This is a genomic window from Pannonibacter sp. (genome assembly GCF_051860505.1).
GTDB lineage: Bacteria > Pseudomonadota > Alphaproteobacteria > Rhizobiales > Stappiaceae > Pannonibacter.
Map to the genome: position 1 here is coordinate 39,829 of NZ_JBHYDX010000030.1, position 17,299 is coordinate 57,127.

Sequence of the window (17,299 nt, forward strand, 5' to 3'; positions counted from 1 at the left end):
AGATGGCGCGGCCCGGCCATTTGATCCACGATAGTCCTGCAAGACAGACCCCTCAAAGCAACATCAGTCCCCGCCACGTCACGGGCCTGTCACGCAAAGCCGGTAAGACCTCCAAAGTCATTCGGATGAATTGGAGGTAACCTATGGCGCGCGAAACCTGGCAGACGATCCGCGACCGTCTGGCCGCTGAAATCCTGTCTGGCGCGCTTGCCCCCGGCGCACAGTTGCCGACCGAACCCGATCTCTGCGCCCGCTTCGCCGCTGGCCGTCATTCCGTCCGCCGCGCCATTGCCGCCCTTGCGGTCGAGGGCAAGCTGCGCGTGGAACAAGGGCGCGGCACCTTCGTCGAAAGCGCGCCTCTCATCAACTACCAGATCAGCCGGCGCACCCGTTTCCGTCAGAACCTGCTCAGCCAGGGCGTGACGCCTGCCGGCGAACAGGTGACCGACGACGTGATCCCTGCCCCGCGCCGTGTCGCAGATGCCCTGAGCCTTCCCGAGGGCACGAGCGTACACCGGCTCATGCGCCGGGGGCTTGCCGATGGCGTCCCTGTCAGCCTCGGCGTTGCCTACCATCCCTTCGCCCTGTTCCCGGATATGGCCGACCTGCGCCGGTCGGGGCGATCGGTCACCGACATCTATCGCAGCCACGGCATTGCCGACTATCTGCGCAAGAGCACGACCATCTATGCCCGCCGCCCAACGGTTGAAGAGGCCAGACTGCTCAAGCAGCACCCGGACCAGCCGGTCCTCGTCGTCACCAAGACGGATGTCGATCTCACCGGCCGCCCCATTGGCTATTCCCAGGCCATCTGGGCAGCAGACCGCGTCCAGTTCACCTTTGATCTTCCTGAAGAAAACGAAATCCGGAGCCCTGACCAGGATGACTGACGCCGCCCGCGCCGCAGGCGCCACCGCCGGAACAACTGCTGGCCACAGTGCCTTTCTCACAACCCTCACCCACGCCGATGCGGACAGCGTGAAGCGCTTTGCCGAAGGCCTGCTGCCGCAACTCGGCCCCGTCGAGGTGCTGCGCAGCCGCACCGGCCTTGTCATGCTGCCGTTCCGTGACACGGTGAAGGGCACCGACTTCCACCTCGGCGAGGTGCTCGTCGCCGAAGCCGAGGTCCGCCTCACCGACCACGACGCCACCGGCTACGGCATGGTCACGGGCCGGGATCTGGAATGGGCGATGGCCATGGCGCTGATTGATGCTGCTGCCGCGGCCGGTCTCGCGCCGGCGGCCATTGACGCCTTCCTGAGCGAGCTGGATGCGGCCAACACGGCCCGCGACCGGGCTCGCCTGCGCGCCGTCGAGGCCACCCGCGTCGACATGGAAACCTTCTGATCCCTCTTCCTCACGGAGACCCGCTCATGGGTGCCCTGCCCCCCAGTTCCCACGCCCTCATCACCGCGCCCTTGCGCGGCGCTGACGAAATCCGCGACAACACCGCCTTCGAGGCGATCCTCTGGGCACTGAGCCGTCCCGGCGAGATCCGTCATCTGCCCGAACCCGGCCCCCGCCCCATCCTGCTCGCCCTCGTCGACCGCGAATGCCGCGTCCATGCGGATGATGCGGTGATCGGCGAGCTGGCCGCCTGGACCGGCGCGACCCTGACGCCGCTGGCCGGCGCCGACCACGTCTTCCTGTCGCTGGACAGCGCCGCCGACATTGCCCGCCTCGGCGCCCTGAAGGTGGGCTCCGCGCTCTATCCCGATGACGGGGCCACCGTCGTCGTCGAGGCCCGGCTTGGCCGTGCCGAGGACGACGGCCAGCGCCTCAGCCTGTCAGGTCCGGGCATCGAGACCACCCGCGAGATCACCGTCGCCGGCCTGCCGGCGGGCTTCTTCGCCCTGCGCGACCGGCTCTGCCGCTATCCGCTCGGCTTTGACCTCTTCATCGTCGATGGCAGCGATGTCATCGGCCTGCCCCGCTCGACCCGGATCGAGGTGCTCTGATGGCCTATGTCGCAACCCGTGGCGGGGAAAAAGCCATTGACCAGTCCGAGCGCCTCTACCGCGCCGACATGGGCACGATTGATGCCGAGCGCGTCGCGGAAATCCGCCGCGCCTTGCCCTGGCTGATCGACCGGGTGATGGGCGAGGCCTCGCTCTACGAGGCGGATCTGGCGGCACTGGCGCTGGCCCAGTCCGGCGGCGACCTCTACGAGGCGGTGCTGCTGCTGCGCGCCTGGCGCACCACCCAGCCGCGCCTTACCATCGCGGAGCCGGTGACGCAGGATAAGCTCTTCACCCACCGCCGCATCTCCGCCGCCTTCAAGGACATCCCCGGCGGCCAGATCCTCGGGCCGACGCTCGATTATTCGCATCGGCTGCTCGCCACCGGCGTGCTCGAGGGCCGTCCCTTCGTGCCCGCGCCGGTCGAACCGGCCGCCACGCCCGCCCCGGCGCAGCAGCCCTCGCTGGCCGCCTGGCAGAAGGCGCAAGGGCTCGTCGCTGATCCGGCGCGCGAGGATGTCGCCCTCGACGACATTCCCGACCTGACGCGCGAGCCGCTGCTGTTTCCGGCCAAGCGCGCCCACACGCTGCAGAGCCTGGCCCGCGCCGACACCGGCGGCGTGCTGGCGCTCGGCTATTCCGCCATGCGCGGCTATGGTAATGCCCATCCGACCGTGAACGAGCTGCGCCTCGCGGAGGCCGAAGTGGTCGTCCGCCATCCGCGCGGCACGATGTTCAGCGCTGGCCGGGTCAAGGTCTCGCAGGCGGAAGTGACGTCCAAGGGCCGCTCCGGCCAGCTGGATCTCGGCTTCTGCGCCACCTTCGGCTGGAACGAAATCAAGGTCATCGCCGGCGCAACGCTCGATCTCAACGCGCCGGATGCGCCGCAGAACTCGCCGGTCAACGAGGAATTCTTCCTCTATCACACCGAGCCGGTCGAGGCGTCCGGCTTCTGCATCCACTTCAAGCTCCCCCACTATGTCACCTTCCAGTCGGCGCTGGATGCCCTGCGCGACGCCAAGGCGAAGGCCGCAGCCTCGGACGCGGCGTCCACCGCGCCCGCCCCTGCCCGCCAGCCGGCCGTGACCGAAGAGGTTCCCACATGACCAGCCTTGCCAGTCTGACCAAGCCCTGGGAGGCCTTCTCCTACGGGTTCCTCGATGCCTCGGCCAAGCGCGAGCTGCGCCGCAAGATGCTGAAGGCCGTCGCCGTGCCCGGCTGCCAGATGCCCTACGCCAGCCGCGAGGTGCCGATCGCCCGCGGCTGGGGCACCGGCGGCCTGCAGGTAACGCTGACGCTGCTGAAGCCCACCTCCGTGGTCAAGGTCATCGACCAGGGCGCCGATGACAGCGTCAACGCCGCCTCGATCCGCAAGTTCCTCTCTCGCGTCTCCGGCGCCGGCGAGACCTGGGACACGGGCGAGGCGACAATCCTGCAGTCACGCCACCGGGTGCCGGAGGAAGTCCTGCGCGAGGACCAGATCCTCGTGTTGCAGGTGCCCAACCCGGAACCCTTGCGTGCCGTCGAGCCCAACATGTCGGTCGCCCGCCAGATGCATGCCGACGCCGACTATGGCCGGCTCTGGCTGACGCTCTACGAACAGATGGTCCGCTCCGGCCGCATCATACAGGGCGCGGCCTATCCGAGCCTCGTCAACGGTCGCCATGTGATGACGCCCTCGCCGATCCCGCGCTGGGACGTGCCGAAGCTGCACATGGCAAGGCACCTCACCTTCCTCTCGGCCGGCCGAGAGAAGCGCCTCTACGCCGTGCCGCCCTACACCCGGGTCGAACCGCTCGTCTTCTCCGACGTGCCCTACAAGGTCGAGGAGCATCACGACCTCACCTGCCATCGCTCCGGCCTCACCGGCTATTTCATGAACGAAATCCCGCAGGACGACGGCTCGTCCAGCTTCGAGGTCTCCGACAGCCACTTCGGCATCAAAGCCATCCGCCGCAGCGAGGGCGAGGCCCTCGCCACCATCGACACCTGGTACAAGAACGGGGAGCTCCAGCCATGACTGCCCCGAGCCCCGCTCCCCGCCAGCTGCCGCAGCTGATGACGACGCCGCCGATCCTGACCATGCGCGGCATCACCCGCCGCTTCGGCAAGGTCACCGCGCTGGATAGCGTCGATGCCACCGTTTATCCGGGCGAGGTGCTCGGCATCGTCGGCGAGAGCGGCTCCGGCAAGTCGACGCTCCTGCGCATGATGAACCTCGAGGACACGCCCGACACCGGCACCTACGAGCTGGACCTGCCGGGCCTTGGCGGCAACCTGTTCGGCCTCGACCGTTTCGAGCGGCGCATGCTCTGCGCCCGCAACATCGGCATCGTCTACCAGAACCCGCATCTCGGCCTGCTGATGCGCCATTCCTCCTCCGGCAACGTGGCCGAACGCCTGCTCATCGCCGGCGAGCGCAGCTTCAAGGTGCTGCGCGACAAGGCCCGCGAGGCGCTGGATGCGTCCGAGTTCCCGCTGGAGCGCATGGATGCCCGGCCGATCGAGCTGTCGGGCGGCATGCAGCAGCGCGTCCAACTCGCCAAGGCCATCGCGCTGGAACCGGCGCTCCTGCTGCTCGACGAGCCGACCACCGGGCTCGACGTCTCCGTCCAGGCCCTCGTCCTCGACACGCTGAAGCGGCTGCAGCGCGACCGCGCCATCACCATGGTCATCGTCTCGCACGATCTCGGCGTCATCCACACCATGGCCGACCGGGTCATGGTGATGCGCCGCGGCCGGGTGGTCGAGCAGGGACTGGTCGACCAGGTCTTCCAGGACCCGCAGCACGAATACACCCAGCAGCTCGTCCACGCGAAACTTTGACAGCTAAGGATCACGCTCGCATGACCCCGGTTCTCGACGTGGAAGGCCTGTCGAAGCGCTTCCACATGTATCACCTCGACCAGGACCTGCACGCCTTCAGCGGCATTTCCTTCCGTCTTCACGCCGGCGAATTCCTGCTGCTGCGCGGCGAGAACGGCGTCGGCAAGTCCACCCTCTTGCGCACCCTCTATCGCAGCTACCTGCCCCAGGCCGGTCACGTCTGGTACCACGCCGCAGAGGGCCGCATCGACCTTGCCACCGCTGCCGACGTGGACATCACCTTGCTGCGCCGCCGCGACATCGGCTTCGTCACCCAGTTCCTGGTTGCCCGTCCGCGCGTGGCGGCCGACGAGATCGTCGCCGAACCGCTGCGCCGGGCCGGCGTGGCTCAGGCGGAAGCCCTTGATGAGGCCCGCCGCTGGCTCGGCGAGTTCGGCGTCAAGCGCGACCTCTGGCGCGCCTATCCCACCACCTTCTCCGGCGGCGAACAGCAGAAGGTCAACCTCGCCCGCGCGCTGATCCTGCCGCAGAAGCTCCTGCTGCTCGACGAGCCGACCGCCTCGCTCGACGCCGGTGCCCGTGCGGCGCTCATCCGCCGCCTTGCTGATCTCAAGTCCGCCGGGGTCGCCATGATCGGCGTCTTCCATCATCCCGGCGACGTGGCCGACCTCATCGACCGGGAAATCCTCCTGACCACCCAGCGCCTGCCGGATGAAGCTGGCGCAGCCCCCCAAGCCGCCCCCAAAACCGCCCCCAAAGCCGCACCTGGAGACCTTGAGCATGTGGCTGTCTGATTTTCGCATCGTCACCCCAACCGAGGTGATCGAGCACGGTTCGCTGCGCATCGAGGACGGGCACATCGCCGAGCTGCGCGAGGGCCCCGTCGCCGGCGCCAGCCTTCGGGGCAACGGCCTCCTGCTCCTGCCAGGCTTCGTCGACATGCACGGCGACATGGTCGAGCGCGAGGTCGAGCCGCGCCCCAACGTGCCGATGCCGCTGGAACTGGGCCTGCGCGACCTCGACCGGCGCCTCGCCGGCGCAGGATTCACGACGGCCTACGCCGCCGTGTCCTTCAGCCCCATGTCGACCTATGGCCACCTGCGCAGCTACGAGCACACCAGCGCGATCATCCGCAAGCTCAAGGCCATGCGCGGCAGCCTCAACGTCGACCACCGCGTCCATGCCCGCTTCGAAATCACCTTCCCCAAGGCACTGGACGTCATCGGCGAGCTGATTTCCGAAGGCACCGTCGACCTCATCTCCCTGACCGACCACACCCCCGGTCAGGGCCAGTACCGCGACATCGAACGGCACGCACAGAAGATGGCCCGCGAAAAGGGCCTCAGCCGCGAGGAGGCCGCCGAGGCCATTGCCCGCCGCATCGAGGAACGGACCCAGCCGGCCGACGTGCTGGCTGCCACCCTCTCGGCCATATCCGACCTGTGCCGCACCCATGGCGTGGCGCTCGCCAGCCATGACGACGACACGCTCGCCAAGGTCGCGCTGATGCAGGGCCTCGGCGTCGTCATCAGCGAGTTTCCGGTGACGATCGAGGCCGCCCAGGAGGCCCGCCGCCTCGGGCTTTCCACCGCCATGGGCGCCCCCAACGCCCTGCGCGGCCAGTCCTACTCCGGCAACCTGTCGGCCCGGGAGGCCCATGCGGCCGGTGTGCTCGACATGCTGGCCTCGGACTACCATCCCTCCGCCATGCTGCCAGCGCTTCTGGAACTGGCGAAGGCCGATCCGGCCGGCCTGCCCGGCGCGGTGCGCCTCGCCACCCGCAACCCGGCCGAATCCCTGGGTCTGACCGACCGCGGCAGCCTTGAGACCGGCCGCCTTGCCGATCTTGTCATTGCCGATGAAACGGGTATCGGCCACGTCCGCGCCACCCTGCGCCAGGGCCGGCTCATCTACTCCGACGGCTCCCTCGGCAGCGCTCTGCGCGCCGCCTGATGAGCCGGGGCTTATTGCAGATCAAAAGATCGAAGCCTCTCAGCCCCCCTCCCCCTCGTGGGCTCGGCAATCGCTTATGCGGCCAGAAAGGTTCACCCTGCCGGAGCCTTTCGGCTCCCCTCCCCCTCGTGGGGAGGGGTGAGGGGTGGGGGGAGCGGCCTTAAATCCAGGCTACTTGGTTTCTGACTATGCTGACTGCAGACACATCGTTGTCCAACGTCTGGCCGTCCCCCCACCCCTTCCCCCTCCCCACGAGGGGGAGGGGCGCTGAGAGACCTCGAAAACTTTCTGGCCGCATATGCGATTGCCGAGTCATTGTCAGACGGGGACTGGCGCATCCCCCACTCTTGCTTGACGTTGAACTGACCCTGGTCCAGCCCTGGTCCAGCGCTGAACAGGCGAGCAGCCATCCCCCAGACCGCCCCCTCCCGCTCAGCCGCCCTTGGCCGCCCGTGCCCGCCGCTGGGTCCAGCGCACCAGCGTGTCGAACTGCACTTCCATCCGCGCCTCGCCTGACAGCCCGTGCCGGGCGCAGATCTCCAGATAATCCGCCATCACCCGCGACAGCCCGAGACGGCGCACCACCGCCCAGACGGTCGCCCGCGTCAGGTAGAAGTCGATCAGTTCGCGCGCGGTGAAGGCGCGCGACCAGGGCCAGCGCCGGCTGTGCGCCGTCAGGAAGCCGTCTAGGCCGGAGAGTTCCGTGTGGCTCGGCTCCTTGCGCAACTCGCGGGCTTCCAGCTCGACCCGGCTGGGGTAATGCTCCGTGACATAGGCCTCGAAGTCATCGAAGATCTGCGCCGGCCGCCGCCGGTTGCGCACCAGCGCCAGGACGCCGCTGGGCGCGAGGATCCGCGCCGCCTCGGCATAGAATTTCGGCCGGTCGAACCAGTGCACCGCCGAACAGGCAACCACCAGCGAGGCAAAGCCCGACGGCAGCGCCAATTGCTCGGCCGGCGCTGCAATGATCTGCACCTGCGGCGTTGTGCGGAACCGGCGCATCAGCACCCGGCGCATGTCCTCGCCCGGCTCACTGGCAATCACGCTCCAGCCCTCGCCGAGACCTGTCAGCAAGTTATCGGTCGAGTTGCCTGGCCCTGCGCCAACGTCGACGGCCACCCGGAGCCCTTGCCGAGCCGGACAGGTCTGGGCGAGATGGGCAAAGACGTCTTGAGGGTAGCCCGGACGGTTGGCCTCATAGAATTCAGCCAGTCCCTCGAACTGATCGGCAGTCTCGATCATGATTGCGCCTTCGGCGGACGGTGCCCGAACCGGCACGAGCCCAAAATTGGTTCGAATGACTTTGCGCCAAGCTGATGACAGTTCCGCGACCAGCGGATGAACTTTCCATGTCACTCCCCCTCTGCCCCGGCTTCTGCCGATGACCTAAAACTTTGTTTTTAATAAAAATTCCGCCTTCCTCTGATCAGCCTGCCGGGTTGCCTCAACCAGTTCAGGCCAATGCCCGACGCACGCCCTCACCCTGCGTCATGGATACGTCACAAAAAGCCCAACGAAAATTCATTCGGATGACGCCGCACTGTTACAGAGCCCCGGCACAGTGACCGCCATGGAACAGGTCACCGGGTCTGTATCCGTGTCCGCCCAAGGCCGCGCGGATGCCGACCAGATCGGGTGACCTGAAGATTAAATAAGCCAGCTACCCAACCAACCACCGGCATTTTATGGCAAAATCCGAAAACGCGGACAGTCATAAAACAACAATGCAAAAAATATAGATAAATCGCGGCGCTGGAATACGTGTTGGAACGAACCATCTCGCAACTTGCATCGGGAGAATATCGTGTATAGCAAGATTTTTACTGCATTTGCCGTAGCAACAGCTACGTTTACCGCAACAACGTCGGCTTTCGCCGACTGGCGTGACCAGATTCCGGTCGTCCGCGTCGGCATCATCGGCGGCGAGAACGAAGCCGACCGCCTGAAGCGCCTGTCCTGCCTTGAAGTCAAGATCAAGGAAAAGGTCGAGCTTCCGGTTCAGTTCTTCCCGGCAACCGACTATGCCGGTGTCATGCAGGGCCTGCTCGCTGGGCAGCTCGAAATGGCCGGCCTCGGCCCGGTCGGCTACGCCGGCATCTACCTGCAGGACGAGAACGCGGTCGAGCCCTTCGTCGTCAGCTCGAATGTTGACGGCTCGCTTGGCTACTACGCGGTCATTGTCACCCGCGCCGACAGCGGCATCACCGACATCGACGGCCTGAAGGGCAAGTCCCTGGCCTGGGCTGATCCGAACTCGTCCTCCGGTTACCTCTACCCGAAGGCAGGCCTGGAACTCGCCGGCATCAAAATTGACGAGTACTTCAGCTCGACCGGCTTCTCCGGTGGCCACGAGCAGGGTGTCCTGGCTGTCCTCGACAAGCAGTATGACGCCGCCGCCACCTGGTCCTCCATGATGGGCGAGAAGGCCGAGGGCTACACCCGTGGCAACATCCGCCGCATGGTCGACAAGGACATGCTGAAGATGGACGACATCAATATCGTCTGGCAGTCCGGCCTGATCCCGAACGGCCCGACCGTGATCCGCAAGGACCTGCCGGCCGAGTTCAAGGCCGCGATGCTCGATCTCTACACCAACCTGCATGTCTCCGACCCCGAGTGCTACATGGCCGTCATGGGTGGTGAAGGCGCAGGCTACGTCGTACCGCCGGCCGGCTTCTACGACGAGACCATTGAACTGCGCCGCCGCGAAGTCGCCGGTTCGCGCTGATCACAAGAGTCATGGACGGGCGGCGCCTTGCGCCGCCCTTTTCCCCGTTCAGTCCCGACAGTGGAGACCGCGATGCTGGAGTTCTCTGGCCTTACCAAGGCCTTTGGCAACCACAAGGCTGTCAACAATATCACCCTGACCATTCCGCAAGGCCAGATGGTCGGCGTCATCGGCCGCTCCGGTGCCGGCAAGTCGACGCTGCTGCGCATGATCAACCGCCTGGCTGCCCCGACCGAGGGCCAGATCCGCTTTGACGGCCGCGATGTCTCCGCCCTGAAGGGACGCGATCTGCTCGCCTGGCGCTCCGAATGCGCCATGGTGTTCCAGCAGTTCAATCTCGTCGGACGCATGTCGGTGATCAACAACGTGCTGATGGGCCGGATATTCCATCACGGCTTTGCCACCGCCATGCTGCAGGCCTTCAGTGCCGAGGAACGGGCCCTGGCCATTCGCGCCCTCGACCGTCTCGGCATGGCCCATACCGCCCTGCAGCGCGCCGAAACCCTTTCCGGCGGCCAGATGCAGCGCGTTGCCATCGCACGCGCCCTGGTGCAGCGCCCGAAGGTGATGCTCGCCGACGAGCCGATCGCCTCGCTGGATCCGTTGAATGCCAAGGTGGTGATGGACGCCCTGCGCCGCATCAACCAGGAAGACGGCATTACCGTTCTCGCCAACCTCCACACGCTCGACACGGCGCGCACCTATTGCGACCGCATCGTCGGCCTGATGTCTGGCGCGGTCGTCTTCGATGGCACCCCGGACCAGTTGACCGATCGCCAGGCCCGCGAAATCTATGGCGCGGAAGCCGATGACGCCTTCAGCGAAGGGGTGACGTCCACGGCGTTGACCCCGCGCACGCAGGTCGCCGAAACTCTCGATTCGGCCGCGTGATCAAGACCATGTCATCCCACCGTCTTGCCACACCCGCATTCGTGATCGAGCCCGGCCAGGACCCGGTCACGATGTTCGAGAAACATCGCGCCGAACTGCAGCGGTCCCGTCTCTTCATGAACATCGCCATGGCCGTGCTGTTTGCGCTGCTGCTGGCTGTTTCGGTCTATGTCTCGAAATTCTATCCGGACAGGCTCTGGGCCGGACTGCCCCGGATCTTCGAATATTTCGGCACCGTGATGCCGAACCTGGAGGCCGACAACCTGTTCGCAGCCCGCGAGGCCAATGGCAAGGCCGTACCCGGATCGATCCTCTACTGGTACAGCGACCTGGGCAAGTACCTGCAGCTGTTGTTCGAAACCATCCTGATGGCCATCACGGCCACCATGCTCGGCGCAGCGATCGCCTTCCTGCTGTCCTTCCCGGCAGCCCGCAACCTTGCGCCGCTGCGCTGGATCAACGTGCTCGCTCGCCGCACCACGGAAGTCCTGCGCGGCGTTCCGGAAATCATCATCGCGCTGCTGCTGGTGTTTGCCCTTGGCATCGGACCGCTCGCCGGTGTGCTGGCCATCGCCATCCACACCGCAGGCGCGCTCGGCAAGCTGTTCTCGGAAGTGAACGAGAACGCCTCGATGCGCCCGGTCGAAGGCCTTCGCTCCGTTGGCGGGACCTGGTGGGATGAAATGCGCTTCGGCATCGTGCCGCAGGTCCTGCCCAACTTTGTCTCCTATTCCCTGCTGCGCTTCGAGATCAACGTCCGCTCGTCGTCCATCGTTGGCTTTGTCGGCGCCGGCGGCATCGGCCAGGAACTGAACCACACCATCAGCTTCTACAACGACGACCGGGTGATGGCGGTCCTGATCCTGATCGTGCTTCTCGTGACGGTGATCGACCTGATCTCCGAGCGACTGCGCACCCACCTCGTCGGCCGGGAGAACCTGATATGAGCACCGTCAAGGCCATGACCGTGTCGGCCGCCGACATCGCAGCCGCCAGGGCACAGTTTCCCGATGCCTTCGGCAATCCGCGCGCCCGCCTCTTCACGGCCGCCTGCTGGGCCCTGGCGCTCGGTTACTTCGGCTGGTCGCTGTGGTACTTCGAGTTCTGGAAGTTGTTTGCCTTCAATGAACGCGCCATCCGCATGTTCCAGCACTTCTTCGTCTGGGAAAACATGGGAGAATGGGACTATTTTGGCATCTATCAGGGCCTGGCAGAAACCATTGCAATGGCTTTCCTCGGCACCCTGCTCGGCTCGGTCGTCGCCCTGCTGATCGCCTTTGCAGCCGCGCGCAATACCATGCCCCGAAACATCGTGAGGCATGTCGTCCGCCGCTTCCTGGATCTCCTGCGCGGTATCGACAGCCTCATCTGGGCGCTGGTTTTCGTTCGGGCCGTTGGTCTTGGTCCGCTGGCGGGTGTCTTGTCGATCTTCGTCAGCGATACCGGAACCCTGTCGAAGCTTTACTCGGAAGCCATCGAGAACGTTGACCGCAAGCAGGTCGAGGGCATTCGGTCGACGGGCGCCAGCCCGATCCGGATCATGCGCTTCGGCTACCTGCCGCAGATCTCGCCGGTCTTCATCTCGCTGTCGCTCTACTCCTTCGAGTCGAGCGTCCGCAGTGCCACGATCCTTGGTATCGTCGGCGCCGGCGGCATCGGCAAGGTCCTGGTGGACCGCTTCCGGGCGGGGTTCTTCGATCAGGTCGCTTTCGTCGTGCTGAACATTCTGATCTGTGTCTTCGTCATCGACTGGCTGTCGGGCAAGGTGCGGGCGCATTACATCGGCGAAAAGCCGCACTGAACGCCGCTTCGCCGCTCAGATGTTCATATTCCACTGCCCTGCGCCGCCCGAGAGGCGGCGCAGCCGCTTCATCCGCCCATACAACGGTACCTGACCATGAAAATGCTCTCCGAAGCCCCCAGCATCCACGAGACCGCCACCGTCGTCGATTGCGACATCGGCAAGTGGACCGAGATCATGGCAAATGTCTACATCCGCGAATCCAGTGTCGGCGACTATTCCTACATCGTGAAGGGCGGCAACATCGTCTGGTCGACCATCGGCAAGTTCTGCTCCATTGCAGAAGGCGTCCGTATCAACCCGGGCAACCACGCAACCTGGCGCGCCAGCCAGCACCATTTCACCTACCGCGCCGCCCAATACGGCTTTGGCGAGGATGACGCCGAGTTCTTCCAGTGGCGCAAGGACCACTGGGTCACCATCGGCCATGACGTCTGGATCGGCCACGGCGTCACCCTCCTCGCTGGCGTGACGGTCGGCAACGGGGCGGTCATCGGCGCCGGTGCGGTTGTGTCCAAGGATGTCGAGCCCTATACCATCGTTGGTGGTGTTCCGGCCCGTCTGATCAAGCGGCGATTCTCTGAAGCCCAAGCGGACGCCCTTCAGGACATCGCCTGGTGGGACTGGAGCCACGACGCCCTCCGAGCCGCCCTGCCCGACATCCGCATGCTGTCGATTGACGAATTCATCGAAAAATACCGTGCCTGATCCAGCCCAATCTCCGACCGCCTCTTCCGGCGAGCCCGTCGCTGATCCTCTCGAACCCGAGGATCGGCCCACCTCCCAGGTCCTCGTCCGCGTTCTTGCCGGCATTGCGGTGGGAGCGCTCGGCGGCGGAATTTTCTATCTCCTGCACATGCCCTTGCCCTGGACCCTGGGCTCGATGATCTTTGCCATGATCGCCGCCATCGGCCGCGCCCCGATCCTGCCTCCGGCACGGCTGCGCCCGGCACTGGTCACCGTCATCGGCGTCATGCTCGGGTCCGGCTTCTCGCCCGATCTCGTCGACCGGCTCGGTGACTGGGCCATATCACTCAGCCTTCTCAGTCTCTACCTCCTGATCGCCGGCTTTCTGGCAGTTCCTTTCTACCAGCGCTTCGGCGGCTTCGACCGCGTCACCGCCTTCTGTTCCGGCATGCCCGGCGGCCTGATGGAAATGGTAACGCTCGGCAAGGACCTCGGCGGTGACGAGCGCAAGATCATTCTTGCCCACGCGGCCCGCATCGTCGTGACGATCTGCCTCGTGTCCTTCTGGTTTCGCATTGTCGAGGGCCAGAGCGTTGGGTCCGCGCTGACAAAAAACAACCCCCTCGACCTTGTGGACATCATTCTGCTGGTTCTGTGCGGCGTCGTGGGGTCGGTTGTTGCCACCAAGCTCCGATTGCCGGCAGCCTCCCTGATGGGACCGATGCTGTTGAGTGCCGCCGTGCATATCACCGGCCTGACAGCCAGCGCCCCGCCGGCTCTTCTGGTGATCGCAGCTCAGGTGCTGATGGGAACCATCATGGGCTGCCGCTTTCTGGGAGCCGGCATGCGCGAGGTCACCCAGGCCCTTGCGCTGAGCTTCGGCGCCACGGTGATGACGCTGGCCCTGACTCTGGTTTTCGCCGCTCTGTTCGGTGCCGTCATGATGCAGACGCCGGCGCAGATCGTGCTCGCCTACGCCCCCGGCGGCCTCACCGAAATGAGCCTGATCGCCCTCGCCATGAAAGCCGAGGTCGCCTATGTCGCCAGCCATCATATCGCCCGCATCGTCCTCCTGGTCGCCCTCGCACCGCTGGTTCTGACGTTGATGGAAAAACGGCGGAGCAGCCGCAAGGCCAGCGCCGGTCAGACTGAAACCGCCTCCAAAGACGCACCGGGCGAGTGATCGCGGCAACCGGTCTTCATGTGCCAACCTTTAGGTGAAACTCTGGCCCCTATCCTTCGTCGCTCCTGCGAAGGCTGGAGCCCAGTAACCGAGGCGCTAGCGACAAAGCACAAGACAGAAAAACCCGCTCGCAGTCTGTGACGAGCGCTCGGCATGTCCTATTTCCGAGACCATGCTGGCCGGTTTTGCGATAGGCACAGCGTCATCCCAAGTAAAATTGAACACGCTCGGCAGCTCTGTTCTGGACGCAAGTGCTCTGAAGCACAAAACTCTCACCGGGGGTACTGGGCTCCTGCCTTCGCAGGAGCGACGACTGGGACATTCTTGTGGAGCTCCGGCAGTTCCGGCACGCCCCAGCCTCCTCAGCGCCCCCGCGCCGCCAGATGCTGCACCAGCGTCCGCACCGTCGCCTCGTCGGTGCGCTTGGGCGCCTCCGCCAAAAACCCGAGCGCCCGCTCGCCCTCCGTGCCTGAATGATCCGGGCCCGAGCAGGAGGAATGCACCTCGCGCACGCCCAGCCGGTCGAGGATCACATCCACATTGGCCCGCGAAATGCCCGAGCCCGGCAGGATGGAAATGCGGCTCCCCGCATGGGCGACAATCCGCTCCAGAACGGCAAGCCCGGCCTCCGCCGTCCGCGCCGCGCCGGACGTCAGGATCCGGTCAAAGCCCAGTTCCACCGCCAGATCTACCGCGCCCTCCGGATCATTCACCGCCGCCAGATCGAAGGCCCGGTGCAAGGTCAGCCCGAGACCGAGAGACTTCGCATGGGCGGCGAGTTCCGCCAGCACCGCGCGGTCCAGTTGTCCGGAGGCATCATTGGCGCCGATCACCACGCCAGCGAGGCCAAAGCCGGCCACCGTGTCCATGTCGGCCTTCAGCGCCCGCACATCCGCCGGGGTGTAACGGAACGGCCCGGGATGGACGCGCAAGAGCGGCCACACCGGGATCGGTTGCTCGGCGGCCAGCGCCATCAGCCCCGGGGCCGGCGTCAGCCCGCCGATGGCCAGCGCCGCACAGAGTTCCACGCGCCCTGCCCCGCCGCGCACCGCCGCCAGCAAGCCTTCCGGACTGTCGACACAGACTTCAAGCAGCACACCAGGCAGCACATTAGACATCACGCATCTCCGACAGGTGGGTAAGACCAAGCATCGCCGCGCCGATCAGGCCGGGCTCGGGGGAAAGTTCGGCCGGCACCAGCAGCGGCGCGTCGCTCCGCCACAGGATGCGGGCCCTCAGGCGTTCGTCCAGCGCCGCAACCAGGGGGCGGCAGACCGAGAGCCCGCCGCCGACCGGCAGCACCGAGGCCCCGACCGTGTTGACCATCATCGCCAGCGGTCCGGACACAAGATCGAGATAGAGGTCAATCGCTTCGCCGGCTTTGCCGTCCCCGGCAAGCCAAGCGGTCGTGATCTCGTGGCTCGCCAGAGCCGCGCCGCCGGCAAACCGGTACAGCCGTTCCAGTCCGCGCGCGCCGCCCACCGTATCGACGCAGCCGACCTGGCCGCAGCCGCAGTCGAACACCGGCAAACCTGCCGCCTCAAGGCGCTGGCGTGAGGCCGGCACACAGCCGAACACTGGCCCATGCCCCCATTCGCCGCCATAGCCGCCAGGCCCGGAAACAATGCGCCGGTTGATCACCAGCCCGCCGCCGACGCCCGAGCCAAGGATCACGCCGAACACCACGTCATGGCCCCGCCCGGCCCCTTGGCTGGCTTCCGCGAGGGCAAAGCAATCCGCATCATTGGCGATGAACACAGGCCGCCCCAGCCGGGCGGAGAGTTCGCCCGAAAGATTGCGCCCATGGATCGCGGGGATGTTGGCGCAGGTCATGATCCCCGTTCGGGCGTCAACCACGCCGGCAATGGAGATCGCAACCGCCTGGGCCTCAGCACCCTGCGCCTGTTCCATTGCGGTAATTTCCTGCCCCAGCGTCGCTGCAAACAGGTCCAGGTCGGCGAGCGGCGTCGTCAGCCGCGATGCCCCCGGACGGTCGGCCGGCGTGTGAAAGGCTGCGCCCTTGATGGCGCTCGCCCCGATGTCAAAACAGGCCAGCATGTTTATTTCTTGACCCGGACGATTTCGGCTTCTGGTTGTGATTGACGCCCCGCTCCGGAGCCGTCAGAAAAGCGTATGAGTTCCAAGGTCAGCCCTCCGTCAAAGATCACCATCGCCGATGTCGCCGCGCTTGCCGGCGTCTCGCGCGCCATCGCCTCCCGTGCCCTGTCACCGGAGGATCGTCCGGTCTCGGCCGAAAAGAAGGCGCGTGTGCTGGCCGCCGCCGAACAGCTCGGCTTCAAGCCGAATCTGATTGCCCGAAGCCTCAAGTCGCGCACGCTCAATCTCGTCGCCGTCATCGTCAACCACATTCACGACTTTTCCGACCTTGTGCTGTTTGATCGTCTCATCGCAGCCATCCAGGACACTGGCAAGCAGGTCGTTCTGCTCCGCGTCGGCTCACTCGACCGGGTCGAGGAGTTCCTTCGCAATGGCGTCGCCTGGCATGTGGACGCCGCACTTGTTTTCTCCGATTTCGCAGATGCCGCCAGCGTCCGCACCATGTTCCGAAATGACCGGGTGATCATGCTGAACGGGCTGCATGACCAGAACGCTCCCTCCATCGTTGCCGACGAGGCTACGCCGATTGCGGCAGCCGTCGCCCATGCCAAGGCCCGGGGCAAGACCCGGGCGGTGCTGGTTACGGGCCGCCAGACCTCACCGGTTGAACAGGCGCGCATCGCCGCCTATCGCGCCGCCTTCTCGGCCCTTGGTTTGCAGCTTCTGGCCGAACATGCGGGTGACTATTCCTATGAAAGCGGCCGCGCCCTCTCATCAGACGTGCTGGCCGAAGGTCCCGAGGCCGCAATCTTCACGACGGCGGATGCAATGGCCATGGGCGTGGTCGATGCCGGCCGGGCCACAATCGCTTCCCGTGCGGGTGACTGGGCCTTCTACGGCTTTGATGCCTTGCCGCTTGCGCGCTCTGAAGCCTATCCGATTTCCTCGATCAGCTATGATCTCGACCAGTTCATCGGCAAGGTTCTCGAATTCCTGACAACTCCGGGCCTGTTCGAAGACGGGGCCGGCGTGATCACCATCCCCGGCAACTTCATGCCGCATCCCTCCTGCGGCGGCCCCGCCGCTTTCGAGCGCTGGCCGGCCGAAGGCTGAAGCCCTCTGGCCTCTGCCTCACCTGCGTCATCCCTGTCTATCCGAGCGCCTCTTGCCAGATTGATCTGGTGGAGCGTGAATGGTCCGCGGGCGGAGCACCG

At 65.7% G+C, this 17,299-nt stretch carries 18 protein-coding genes; 15 read left to right on the top strand and 3 right to left on the bottom strand.

The window, feature by feature from the left end:
- Positions 1-143 precede the first annotated feature (143 nt).
- From phnF to ACTIFE_RS18315, 8 genes are read left to right on the top strand one after another with little or no spacing between them, the layout of a single operon-like run.
- A complete protein-coding gene (phnF, locus tag ACTIFE_RS18280; protein ID WP_439530572.1) occupies positions 144-890 on the top strand; it encodes a phosphonate metabolism transcriptional regulator PhnF in 747 nt (248 codons plus the stop codon).
- Entirely contained in the window at positions 883-1,347 is a 465-nt protein-coding gene (gene phnG / locus ACTIFE_RS18285) for a phosphonate C-P lyase system protein PhnG (RefSeq protein WP_439530573.1), read from the top strand. Before phnF ends, phnG begins: the two co-directional genes overlap by 8 nt.
- Positions 1,348-1,373: 26 nt before the next feature.
- Positions 1,374-1,958: a phosphonate C-P lyase system protein PhnH gene (gene phnH, locus ACTIFE_RS18290; protein WP_439530574.1), complete on the top strand. Its 585-nt coding sequence runs from the start codon at positions 1,374-1,376 to the stop codon at positions 1,956-1,958.
- Entirely contained in the window at positions 1,958-3,064 is a 1,107-nt protein-coding gene (locus tag ACTIFE_RS18295; protein ID WP_439530575.1) for a carbon-phosphorus lyase complex subunit PhnI, read from the top strand. The genes phnH and ACTIFE_RS18295 overlap by 1 nt, the downstream gene beginning before the upstream one ends.
- A complete protein-coding gene (locus ACTIFE_RS18300) occupies positions 3,061-3,978 on the top strand; it encodes an alpha-D-ribose 1-methylphosphonate 5-phosphate C-P-lyase PhnJ (protein WP_439530576.1) in 918 nt (305 codons plus the stop codon). The genes ACTIFE_RS18295 and ACTIFE_RS18300 overlap by 4 nt, the downstream gene beginning before the upstream one ends.
- Complete coding sequence (locus tag ACTIFE_RS18305) at positions 3,975-4,784, top strand: ATP-binding cassette domain-containing protein (protein WP_439530577.1); 810 nt, start codon at positions 3,975-3,977, stop codon at positions 4,782-4,784. Before ACTIFE_RS18300 ends, ACTIFE_RS18305 begins: the two co-directional genes overlap by 4 nt.
- A gap of 20 nt (positions 4,785-4,804) precedes the next feature.
- Positions 4,805-5,578, top strand: coding sequence for a phosphonate C-P lyase system protein PhnL (locus ACTIFE_RS18310; RefSeq protein ID WP_439530578.1), 774 nt, complete (start codon positions 4,805-4,807; stop codon positions 5,576-5,578).
- Complete coding sequence (locus ACTIFE_RS18315) at positions 5,565-6,737, top strand: alpha-D-ribose 1-methylphosphonate 5-triphosphate diphosphatase (RefSeq protein WP_439530579.1); 1,173 nt, start codon at positions 5,565-5,567, stop codon at positions 6,735-6,737. Before ACTIFE_RS18310 ends, ACTIFE_RS18315 begins: the two co-directional genes overlap by 14 nt.
- 432 nt (positions 6,738-7,169) lie before the next feature.
- Here the strand turns inward: ACTIFE_RS18315 and ACTIFE_RS18320 are convergent, their stop codons facing one another.
- Positions 7,170-7,979, bottom strand: coding sequence for a class I SAM-dependent methyltransferase (locus tag ACTIFE_RS18320; protein ID WP_439530580.1), 810 nt, complete (start codon positions 7,977-7,979; stop codon positions 7,170-7,172).
- Positions 7,980-8,541: 562 nt separating this feature from the next.
- On the opposite strand from ACTIFE_RS18320, the gene phnD reads away from it, so the two are divergent.
- From phnD to ACTIFE_RS18350, 6 genes are all read left to right on the top strand, one after another.
- The gene (gene phnD, locus ACTIFE_RS18325; protein WP_439530581.1) at positions 8,542-9,465 is read left to right on the top strand and encodes a phosphate/phosphite/phosphonate ABC transporter substrate-binding protein; all 924 of its coding nucleotides are present in this window, start codon (positions 8,542-8,544) and stop codon (positions 9,463-9,465) included.
- Positions 9,466-9,537: 72 nt separating this feature from the next.
- Positions 9,538-10,356, top strand: a complete 819-nt coding sequence (phnC, locus tag ACTIFE_RS18330; RefSeq protein ID WP_439530582.1) for a phosphonate ABC transporter ATP-binding protein — start codon at positions 9,538-9,540, stop codon at positions 10,354-10,356.
- 8 nt (positions 10,357-10,364) lie between these two features.
- Positions 10,365-11,303, top strand: coding sequence for a phosphonate ABC transporter, permease protein PhnE (gene phnE, locus ACTIFE_RS18335; protein ID WP_439530583.1), 939 nt, complete (start codon positions 10,365-10,367; stop codon positions 11,301-11,303).
- The gene (gene phnE, locus ACTIFE_RS18340) at positions 11,300-12,157 is read left to right on the top strand and encodes a phosphonate ABC transporter, permease protein PhnE (protein ID WP_439530584.1); all 858 of its coding nucleotides are present in this window, start codon (positions 11,300-11,302) and stop codon (positions 12,155-12,157) included. The genes phnE (ACTIFE_RS18335) and phnE (ACTIFE_RS18340) overlap by 4 nt, the downstream gene beginning before the upstream one ends.
- A 96-nt stretch (positions 12,158-12,253) precedes the next feature.
- Entirely contained in the window at positions 12,254-12,865 is a 612-nt protein-coding gene (locus ACTIFE_RS18345; RefSeq protein ID WP_439530585.1) for a DapH/DapD/GlmU-related protein, read from the top strand.
- On the top strand, positions 12,858-14,027 hold the full coding sequence (locus ACTIFE_RS18350) for an AbrB family transcriptional regulator (RefSeq protein WP_439530586.1): 1,170 nt from the start codon (positions 12,858-12,860) through the stop codon (positions 14,025-14,027). Before ACTIFE_RS18345 ends, ACTIFE_RS18350 begins: the two co-directional genes overlap by 8 nt.
- Positions 14,028-14,389: 362 nt before the next feature.
- Here ACTIFE_RS18350 and ACTIFE_RS18355 read toward each other — a convergent pair whose 3' ends face one another.
- A complete protein-coding gene (locus ACTIFE_RS18355) occupies positions 14,390-15,145 on the bottom strand; it encodes a copper homeostasis protein CutC (RefSeq protein WP_439530587.1) in 756 nt (251 codons plus the stop codon).
- Entirely contained in the window at positions 15,138-16,085 is a 948-nt protein-coding gene (locus tag ACTIFE_RS18360; protein WP_439530588.1) for an ROK family protein, read from the bottom strand. The genes ACTIFE_RS18355 and ACTIFE_RS18360 overlap by 8 nt, the downstream gene beginning before the upstream one ends.
- A 75-nt stretch (positions 16,086-16,160) precedes the next feature.
- Between ACTIFE_RS18360 and ACTIFE_RS18365 the strand changes: the two genes are divergently transcribed.
- Positions 16,161-17,198 (top strand): LacI family DNA-binding transcriptional regulator, encoded by a 1,038-nt coding sequence (locus ACTIFE_RS18365; protein WP_439530589.1) that lies wholly within the window; start codon positions 16,161-16,163, stop codon positions 17,196-17,198.
- Positions 17,199-17,299 lie beyond the last annotated feature (101 nt).